The following is a 9,438-nucleotide window of genomic DNA, read 5'->3' as shown; positions in this document are numbered from 1 at the left end:
CCGGGGGCCCCCCGGGGTACAGGCCGGGGGGCCCGGGCGTAGGCGCAGGGGCCGGGGCGGCCCGGGTGGTGGTGGGCCCCCGCCCCCTCTAGGGGCAGTCGCCACTCACGGGTCACGCGAAGTGGACGTACTCGTAGTCGAAGGGCTGGCCGTTGATGCCGTTGGTCGGCGGGGCGATCCAGCCGGCGATCTTGCCGGGCTCGTAGACCGGGCGCATCAGGTTCTGCACGTGCGCCTTGTCGCCGGCGCTGGGCAGCCAGGAGTCCTCCTTGGCCTTCCACGCGTCCTCGCCGACGACCTCGCCCGAGGGCGTGACGTGGTGCTCGGAGAACAGCCCGACGTGCCGGTTGAACCCGACGTGCGGCAGGTACAGCGACTCGTCGAAGCCGTTCTTGCCCAGGATGCGGTTCCAGCGCTTGAGGCCGGACTGGCAGTCCTTGACGTACTCGTTGCGCAGGTCGAGGTTGAGCGCGAGCAGCGCGGACACCTCGTCGGTGGTCATCCGCCCGTCCTTGACGGTGTCGATGGTGAACGCGTCCTCGGTGAGCCGGTGGTCGTCCTTGCGGCGCTCCTCCTGCCAGCGGCCCTTGAGCCCGGCGGTGAAGTAGTTGGCCGCGTTCGTGGACTGCTCGGAGCCGAACAGGTCCAGCGACACCGAGTAGTGGAAGTTGATGTACTTCTGGATCACGTCCAGCGGGATGCCGCCGTGCGGGGCGACGTCCTCGGTGTCGTGCTCGTGCATCAGCTCGCAGGTCCGCGTGACCACCCGGTCGATGCCGGTGGTGCCCACGAACATGTGGTGCGCCTCCTCCTTCAACATGAACTCGCAGGTGCGCGAGAGCGGGTCGAAGGCGGACTCCTTCAGCGTGCCGAGCTGGTACTTGCCGTCCCGGTCGGTGAAGTACGTGAACATGTAGAACGACAGCCAGTCCGGCGTCTCCTCGTTGAACGCCCCGAGGATGCGCGGGCTGTCGACGTCGCCCGAGTTGCGCTGCAGCAGCGCCTCGGCCTCCTCGCGGCCGTTGCGGCCGAAGTAGGCGTGCAGCAGGTACACCATCGCCCAGAGGTGCCGGCCCTCCTCCACGTTGACCTGGAAGAGGTTGCGCAGGTCGTAGAGCGACGGAGCGGTCTCCCCCAGCCGGCGCTGCTGCTCCACCGAGGCCGGCTCGGTGTCACCCTGGATCACGATCAGCCGCTGCAGGTCGGCGCGGTACTCACCCGGCACCTGCTGCCAGACCGGCTCGCCCTTCTGCTCGCCGAAGGCGATCCGCCGGTCGTCGCCGCGCTCGGCGAGGAACACGCCCCACCGGTACTCCTCCATCGCGACGTGCCCGAACTGCGCCCAGCCCTCCTTGCCGACGTCGACCGCCGTGCGCAGGTAGACGTCCTGCGTCGGGACCGCCGGGCCCATCGTCTTCCACCAGTTGAGGAAGTTGGGCTGCCACGACTCCAGCGCACGCTGCAGCTTGCGGTCGCTCGCGAGGTCGACGTTGTTGGGGATCTTCTCGGAGTAGTCGATGCTCATGTGCTCACACCCGCTTGCGATCGAAGTCGGCCTTGCGTCCCGTGCCGTAGCGGCGCAGCGCCCCCTCCGGACCGGAGGCGTTGGGCCGCACAAAGATCCAGTTCTGCCAGGCGGTCAGCCGCCCGAAGATGCGCGTCTCCATCGTCTCCGGGCCGACGAACCGGTGGTTGGCCTCCATGCCGGTCAGCGCGTCCGGGGACAGCGACGCCCGCTCCTCCAGCATGATCCGGATCTCGTCGTCCCAGTCGATGTCGTCCGGCGCGTCGGTGACCAGGCCCAGCTCGAGGGCCTCGCGGGCCTCGATCCGCCGGCCGGTCTCCTGGCGCAGCTTGGCGACGTGGTCGTCGTCGCCCCAGAACCTGCTGGCGAGCCGGGACAGGCCGTTGCCCATGGGGAACGACCCGAAGTTGCCGGCCGACAGCATGATCTGGGCCTCGTCGCCCTGCTCGGAGTCGTCCTCGTCCAGGGTGCCGTCGAGCATGTACTGCCGGTCGCAGGCCAGCGCCAGCTCCAGCAGCGCGCCGGCGAAACAGGAGCCGGGCTCGATCAGCGCGATCAGCGACCGCGAGGTCACGTCGAGCCGCTTGAGCACCCGCTTGAAGTAGTGCCGGATCTCGTTGACCAGCCAGTCGTCCTTCGAGTGCTCGGCGATGAGCCGCTCGAAGGCCAATGCGTCCTCGACCTCGCCGCGCGTACGGATCAGCCACGTGCCCAGCTCGAGCTCGTTGGCGCGCAGCCGCAGGATCAGGTCGTCGAGCTCGCGGGTCATGGCCAGCGGCCAGAACGCCTCGCCCAGCTCGTGCACCCGCCCCAGGGACTCCGGCACCCCGCCGTCCGGCCCGGACACGGTGATCTCCACGAGGCCGCGGGCGCGGTCGAACTCGGCCTTGACGTGCCGGTACGCGATCCGGTCCGCCGTCACCTCGGGCTCGAGCGGGGGCAGCGCGACGCCCTGCGCGTCCGCCGGGCGGGACGACGCGGCGGCGGCCTCCCGGGCCCGTTCGGCCACCGTCTCGGCCCACACCCGCTTCGGGATCGTCTCGTCGACGAGCTTCCACTCCACGGCCTGCTTGCCCCGAATGCCCTCGGCGCGGGTGGCGAACACGTCCGCCCGGTCCTTGCGCACCTTGCGCTTGTCCGTGACCCGGGTCAGCCCGCCCGTGCCCGGCAGCACGCCCAGCAGCGGGACCTCGGGCAGCGAGACGGCGGAGGAGTTGTCGTCGATCAGCAGGATCTTCTCGCAGGCCAGGGCGAGCTCGTAGCCGCCGCCGGCCGCGGTGCCGTTGACCGCGGCGAGCCAGGTCTGGCCGGAGTTCTCTCCTGCGTCCTCGATGCCGTTGCGGGTCTCGTTGGTGAACTTGCAGAAGTTCACCTTCCACGGGTGCGAGCTCTGCGCCAGCATCCGGATGTTGGCGCCCGCGCAGAAGTTCTTGTCCTTCGCGCTGGTCACGACCACGGCGCGCACGCCGGGGTGCTCGAACCGCAGCCGCTGGGTGGCGTCGTAGAGCTCGATGTCCACGCCCAGGTCGTACGAGTTCATCTTCAGCTCGTAGCCCGGCACGATGCCCGCCGTCTCGTCGACGTCGAGGGTCAGCGTGGCCACCTCGCCGTCGACCTCGAGCCGCCAGTGCCGGTACGCGTCGGGCGACGTGGCGAAGGAGACCTCGGGTACCTGCTCCTCGCCGGACGGGTCGCTCACTCCGGGCCTCCTGTCGTCGCTGCCAGGTCGGGAAGGGATACCTCGTGCGGTGGCATCCGACACTCTACAACACAGAGACTGCGCGTCAACGATCTGTGGAACGTCGATCGCCGCGGAGGCCTCGCGCGGCCCGGGCGTGGCGGGCGGCACCTCCGGCGCCTCCGGCGAAGGAGATCGACTATTCTCGAAATCGGACGCGCCCCGGTTCGCGTGGTTCTTCCGATATCGTCCCGATGCCGGAGCGTGATTCGTCCCCGGAACACCTTTCGTGAGGGGCGTTCATCGCCCGGAAACCGCCGCGGAGTGCCGCCGGAAACAGAGCCCGCGAAGCATTCCCGCTCCGACCGGTCGACGGGGAGCGGAGGCAGGAGTGATCAACACCGGGGACACCGCCTGGGTGCTCGCGAGCGCGGCACTCGTCATGCTGATGACACCGGGCCTGGCCTTCTTCTACGGCGGCATGGTGCGCAGCAAGAGCGTGCTCAACATGCTGATGATGAACTTCATCTGCCTCGCCGTGGTCGGGGTGCTGTGGGCCTTGTTCGGCTACAGCTGGGCCTTCGGGAACGACAAGTTCGGCGGCCTCGTCGGCGACGGCGAGTTCGCGGGTCTGGCGAACACGATCGGACACCTCGTCGGCGTCGCCTCGGCCACCGCGCCGTGGCCCGGGACCGACGCCCTGCCGGCCCTGTCCTTCGTGATGTTCCAGCTGATGTTCGCGGTCATCACCCCGGCGCTCGTCTCCGGCGCGATCGCGGACCGCGCGAAGTTCTGGTCGTGGACGCTCTTCGTCGCCGGCTGGGCCACGCTCTGCTACTTCCCGGTGGCGCACTGGGTGTTCGCGTTCGACGGGTTCACCGGTCCGGACAACGTCGGCGGCTGGATCGCCAACACCCTCAAGGCCGAGGACTTCGCCGGCGGCACCGCCGTCCACATCAACGCCGGCGCGGCCGGGCTGGCGCTCGCGATCGTGCTCGGGCGGCGCAAGGGCTGGCCGCGCGAGCGCATGCGGCCGCACAGCCTGCCGTTCGTGCTGCTCGGCGCGAGCCTGCTCTGGTTCGGCTGGTACGGGTTCAACGCGGGCTCGGCGCTCGGCGCGAGCGACCTGGCCGGCGTCGCGTTCACGAACACCACCCTCGCCACCTGCACCGCGGTGCTGGGCTGGCTGCTCGTCGAGCAGATCCGCGACGGCAGGCCGACGACCCTGGGCGCCGCGTCCGGCGCCGTCGCCGGCCTGGTCGCCATCACCCCGGCCTGCGGATACGTCGCGCCGATGGGGGCGCTGGCGATCGGGCTGATCGCGGGTGCGCTGTGTGCCCTGGCCGTCGGCCTGAAGTTCCGGTTCGGCTTCGACGACTCGCTCGACGTCGTCGGCGTCCACCTCGTCGGTGGGCTGGTCGGCACCCTGCTGATCGGCTTCTTCGGCGACAACGACGTCAACGCGGCCGCCCTCGGCGAGAACGGTCTGTTCTACGGCGGCGGGTTCCTCCAGCTCGGTCGGCAGGCGCTCGCGGCGGGCGCCGTGCTGCTCTACTCGTTCGTCGTCGCGACGGTCCTCGGGCTGGTCATCAAGGCCATCCTCGGCTTCCGGGTCGACGAGGAGTCCGAGGCGACCGGCGTCGACGAGGCCGAACACGCCGAGACCGGCTACGACTACTCCGCCCTGACGGGCGGCCGGGGACCGAACGGCATGCACGCCGCGGCCGGCGACACCGCGACCCGGGTCGAGAGCTCCTCGTGAAGCTGGTGACCGCCGTCGTCCAGCCCTTCACGCTCGGCCCGGTCCGCGACGCGCTGGAGCAGCTGGCGATCCTCGGCATGACGATCACCGAGGTCAAGGGCTACGGCCGGCAGAAGGGACACACCGAGATCTACCGCGGCGCGGAGTACGACGTCGACCTCATCCCGAAACTGAAGATCGAGGTCGTCTGCGGCGACGGCCTCGCCGAGAAGGTGTTCGACGCCGTCGCCGGGGCCGCGCGGACCGGCCGGATCGGCGACGGCAAGGTCTGGGTGACCCCCGTCGAGCACGTCGTCCGGGTGCGCACCGGGGAGCGGGGCGAGGACGCAGTCTGAGCGCCCGGCTCGTTCAGCGGGCGGTGGCCTCCGTGCGGGCCGTGCCGAGCCGCCCGACGAACTCGATCCCCTTGGCCTCCCTGCCGAGCAGCGTCAGGAGGGCGACGGCGACGAGGACGGGCACGATCGTCCAGAGCAGCGCGAACGGGTAGCCGTGCGAGGCGGCGAGAGCCTGCCGGATGGGCAGGTTGAAGGCCGCGAGGCGGTTCCCGAGCTGGTAGGTGACGCCCGGGTAGAAGCCGCGGATGGTGTCCGGCGACATCTCGGTCAGGTGCGCCGGGATCACGCCCCGGGCGCCCTGCACCGCGACCTGCATGAGGAAGGCACCGAGCGCGAGCCAGCCCGCAGTCGGCGACAGCGCGAAGAGCGGGGCGATCGGGAGGCCGAGGACCGCGCAGAAGACGATCGTGTACCGGCGGCCGAAACGCTCGGGGAGCGACCCGAAGACGACGCCACCGGATCGTGGCCCCGACGGTGTAGAGCACGGCGATCCACGTGGCGGTGGTCTCCGACAGCGCGGCGCCGCCGTCGTCGTGGGCCTTCAGGAACGTCGGGTAGAGGTCCTGCGTGCCGTGGCTCATCCAGTTGAAGGCGGTCGTCAGCAGGATCAGGTAGACGAAGCGGCGCAGCACCGCCGGATTGAGGAACACGTCGCGCAGCGACGACTGCGTGACCCGCATCCGCTCCCGCGTCTCCTCCCAGACCTCGGACTCCTTGACCCGGGTGCGGATCAGCAGGCTGAGCAGGGCCGGGAGCACCGACAGCGCGAAGAGCCAGCGCCGGCCCAGGTCCCACCACGAGAGCACGACGAGCGAGGCCAGCAGGTAGCCCAGCGAGTAGCCGTGCTGGAGCACGCCCGAGAAGAAGCCGCGCCGGTTCGCGGGGATCTTCTCCATGGCCAGGGCCGCGCCGAGCCCCCGCTCGCCGCCCATTCCGATGCCGTACAGCAGGCGCAGGACCAGCAGCACGGTGAAGTTCGGCGAGAAGGCGCACAGGAAACCGACGACGGAGTAGAAGCTGACGTCGACCAGCAGCGGGATGCGCCGCCCCCGGCGGTCCGCCCAGAGTCCGAAGATGATCGCGCCGACGGGCCGCATGATCAGCGTCGCCGTCGTCAGGAAGGCCATCGTCGTCAGCGAGACGTGGAACTCCTTGGCGATGTCCGCGTAGACGAGGACCACAATGAAGTAGTCGAACGCGTCCACCGTCCAGCCCAGCAGGGCGGCGACGAAGGAATTGCGCTGGTCCGCCGTGAGCGGAGTGTGTTTCGATCCCGGCCGATGCCGTCCCTTTCCACCGCACCCCGGGCCCGGCGCGGACGCTACGCGCGGGAAAGTGGTGTCGCCCGAGCGGAGTCCCTTTTCTCCCGCATCCCGCCGTGACTCCCCGAAAGGGCGGACGAGCCCGTTCGGGGTGGTCGGCGGTCGCCGCACGGCACGTGGTCGAATGGACGTCGTGGGTGACGAGCGCGCACAGGCCGGCCCGGAACAGCTCCCGGCTCCGGAGGCCCTCCTCGCCGCGCCCGGGTACGTCGCCCGGCGGTTGCACCACGCCTACACCGCCGCCTGGCAGCGCTACGTGGACCCGCTGCTGACGGGCCCGCAGTTCGCGGTCCTGACCGCGGTCGACGCCTATCCCGGCGTCGAGCAGGGATCGCTGGCCCGCGCCGTCGCGCTCGACCGGTCCACCATGGCGAGCATCGTGCGCCGGCTCGAGGACCGCGGGCTGATCACGCGGGTCACGCCGCCCGAGGACGGGCGCAAGCGGCTGCTGCACCTCACCGAGACGGGCTCGACCACCCTGCAGCAGGCCTACGACAAGGCCCGGGCGCTCGACAAGCTGCTGATGCGCGGGATCGAGCGCGCCGAGGAGACCGCGCTGCTCACCCGGCTCAACGGCATCGCCGAGCACTGGGAGTCCCTGGTCGACGACTGACCCGGAGGGCGCGCCTCGCGGGAGCCCACAGCGCGACCCGCGGGGTGTTGCGAGGCCGTATTTCTCGGTTTCTGACGCGTTACAGCTTGCGTGACCCCTTGCGCTCCGGGATCGTCAGTGTTCGGATTATCTCTGCCGGGCGGCACACAGCATCGCCCTGAGCTGCCGGATCACGGCGGCACCGGCGGGGACGGCGCACCGTCCAGAATGGATCTCACCCGGGAGGGCACGTGGCCAGCCAGTCGTTCACGGTCACCGTCGTCGGCGGCGGGCTCGGTGGTCTCACCACCGCGCTCGCGCTGCGTCGGCGGGGGCTGCACACGGTCGTCCTCGAGCAGGCGGCCCAGCTCGGCGAGGTGGGGGCGGGCATCCAGACCGCGCCCAACGCCAGCCGCATCCTGTTCGGGCTGGGCCTGCGGAAGAAGATGCAGGCCATCCGCACCGCGCCCACCGACCAGGTGCGCCGGCGCTGGCAGGACGGCAGCATCATCGCCTCGCTGCCGCTGGGCGAGCGGGTGGTGCGCGAGTACGGCGCCCCGTACTGGCACTACCACCGCGCCGACCTGCACCGGATCCTGCTCGACGCCTGCCTCGACCCCGAGGGCCCGGGCCCGGTGACCGAGGTCCACACCGACTCGGGCGTCGCGGAGGTGGACCGCTCGGACCCGACCCGGCCCGTCGCCGTCACGGCGGACGGCCGGCGCTTCGCCGGCGACGTCCTGGTCGGCGCGGACGGCATCCGCTCGCGGGTCCGCGACGCCGCCGGCTTCGGCGACACGCTCGTCTTCTCCGGGGAGATGTGCTACCGCGCGCTCATCCCTGGCGACAAGATCGCGGCCGACCCCGCGACCCGCTTCCTGCTCGACCGCTTCCACTCCACGATCTGGTACGGGCCCGAGCGGCACCTCGTGCACTACTTCGTCCGCGGCGGGGAACACCTCAACGTGGTCGCGGTCGTCCCGAACACGCTCGACACCACCGACGCCTGGACGCTCCCGGCGACGGCGGACGAGCTCGTCGACGCCTTCCCCGGCTGGGACGACCGGGTGGCGGCCATGCTCTCCAAGGCCGAGGGGGACGCGTCGAAGTGGGCGCTGTTCCGCCGCCGGCGCGACCCGGTGTGGGTCGACGGCCGGGTCGCCCTGCTCGGCGACGCCTGCCACGCCATGCTCCCCTACCAGGCCCAGGGCGCCTCGCAGGCCATGGAGGACGCCGCCGTCCTGGCCGAGGAGCTCGGGGCCGTGACCCGCGACGGCATCGACGCGGCGCTGGTCCGCTACGTCAACCGCCGGGCCACGCACGCGGGCATGGTCCAGGACGCCTCCCTGGAGAACATGCGCTTCTACCACCTGCCCGACGGCCCGGAGCAGCGCGAACGCGACGCGCAGCTGGCCGACTTCCGGGGCGAGTCGGACGTCTCGTACGACTGGCTCTGGGGTGGTTCGCCGCTGAACGACCCCGACACCGAGTCCCACTCCTACCCGTTCGCCCGCTGACCGCACCCCACCGGAACCGGAGCACACCATGCGTACAGGCGACCAGGTCGTCCAGGATCTCCCGTGGAAGTGGGGGGTGCAGGGCAGGATCTTCGTCATCGGCGGTCTCGGGTACATGTTCGACGCCTGGGACGTCTCCCTGAACGGCTTCCTCACCCCGCTGCTCGGCACCGAGTTCGGGCTCTCCACCGGCCAGCGCGGCCTCGTCGCGACGGCCAACCTGATCGGCATGGCGGTCGGCGCCATCGCCTGGGGCACGATCGCCGACCGGATGGGCCGCAAGAAGGCCTTCTCGATCACCCTGATGATCTTCGCGCTGTTCTCCGTGCTCGGCGCGCTGTCGCCGAGCTGGGAGGTCTTCCTGGTGCTGCGCTTCCTGGCCGGCGTCGGGCTGGGCGGCTGCATCCCCGTGGACTACGCGATCGTCAGCGAGTTCTCCCCGAAGAAGCAGCGCGGCCGCGTGCTGGCCGCGATGGACGGCTGGTGGCCGATCGGGACCACGCTGGCCGGCGTCACGGCCACGTTCCTCGTGCCGGTCGGCGGCAACTGGCGCTGGATGCTCGCGCTGATGGTGCTGCCCGCGATCCTGCTGTTCTGGGTGCGCCGCGGCGTGCCGGAGTCGCCGCTCTACCTGGCCCGGACCGGCCGCGAGGCCGAGGCCCGCGCCGTGATCGACGACATGGTGCGGCGCACCGGCGCCACGCCCG

The 9,438-nt window shown here is 71.0% G+C and carries 8 protein-coding genes and 1 pseudogene; 5 read left to right on the top strand and 4 right to left on the bottom strand.

What is annotated here, in order from left to right; genetic code table 11:
* Positions 1–112: 112 nt before the first annotated feature.
* Both boxB and boxC read right to left on the bottom strand, forming a co-directional pair.
* A complete protein-coding gene (gene boxB / locus AB0B41_RS38065) occupies positions 113–1,525 on the bottom strand; it encodes a benzoyl-CoA 2,3-epoxidase subunit BoxB (RefSeq protein WP_358211888.1) in 1,413 nt (470 codons plus the stop codon).
* A 4-nt stretch (positions 1,526–1,529) separates the two neighbouring features.
* Positions 1,530–3,224: a 2,3-epoxybenzoyl-CoA dihydrolase gene (gene boxC, locus AB0B41_RS38060; protein WP_358211887.1), complete on the bottom strand. Its 1,695-nt coding sequence runs from the start codon at positions 3,222–3,224 to the stop codon at positions 1,530–1,532.
* Positions 3,225–3,594: 370 nt separating this feature from the next.
* Between boxC and AB0B41_RS38055 the strand changes: the two genes are divergently transcribed.
* Positions 3,595–4,965, top strand: coding sequence for an ammonium transporter (locus AB0B41_RS38055; RefSeq protein ID WP_358211886.1), 1,371 nt, complete (start codon positions 3,595–3,597; stop codon positions 4,963–4,965).
* Positions 4,962–5,300 (top strand): P-II family nitrogen regulator, encoded by a 339-nt coding sequence (locus tag AB0B41_RS38050; RefSeq protein ID WP_358211885.1) that lies wholly within the window; start codon positions 4,962–4,964, stop codon positions 5,298–5,300. The genes AB0B41_RS38055 and AB0B41_RS38050 overlap by 4 nt, the downstream gene beginning before the upstream one ends.
* A 13-nt stretch (positions 5,301–5,313) precedes the next feature.
* On the opposite strand, the gene AB0B41_RS38045 is transcribed toward AB0B41_RS38050, so the two are convergent.
* Both AB0B41_RS38045 and AB0B41_RS38040 read right to left on the bottom strand, forming a co-directional pair.
* Positions 5,314–5,706, bottom strand: coding sequence for a hypothetical protein (locus tag AB0B41_RS38045; RefSeq protein ID WP_358211900.1), 393 nt, complete (start codon positions 5,704–5,706; stop codon positions 5,314–5,316).
* Between the two features lie 118 nt (positions 5,707–5,824).
* Positions 5,825–6,481, bottom strand: a pseudogene (locus AB0B41_RS38040) (MFS transporter); the annotation flags it as partial.
* Between the two features lie 265 nt (positions 6,482–6,746).
* Between AB0B41_RS38040 and AB0B41_RS38035 the strand changes: the two are divergent.
* The 3 genes from AB0B41_RS38035 to AB0B41_RS38025 form a co-directional block, all read left to right on the top strand.
* Positions 6,747–7,235, top strand: a complete 489-nt coding sequence (locus AB0B41_RS38035; protein ID WP_358211884.1) for a MarR family transcriptional regulator — start codon at positions 6,747–6,749, stop codon at positions 7,233–7,235.
* 230 nt (positions 7,236–7,465) lie between these two features.
* Positions 7,466–8,731, top strand: coding sequence for an FAD-dependent monooxygenase (locus AB0B41_RS38030; RefSeq protein WP_358211883.1), 1,266 nt, complete (start codon positions 7,466–7,468; stop codon positions 8,729–8,731).
* A gap of 28 nt (positions 8,732–8,759) precedes the next feature.
* Positions 8,760–9,438: MFS transporter (locus AB0B41_RS38025; protein WP_358211882.1), on the top strand; the 679-nt coding region annotated here is incomplete at its 3' end.

This window comes from Pseudonocardia sp. NPDC049154, assembly GCF_040648315.1.
Taxonomy (GTDB): Bacteria; Actinomycetota; Actinomycetes; order Mycobacteriales; family Pseudonocardiaceae; genus Pseudonocardia.
This window is presented reverse-complemented; position numbering and strand designations above follow the sequence as displayed.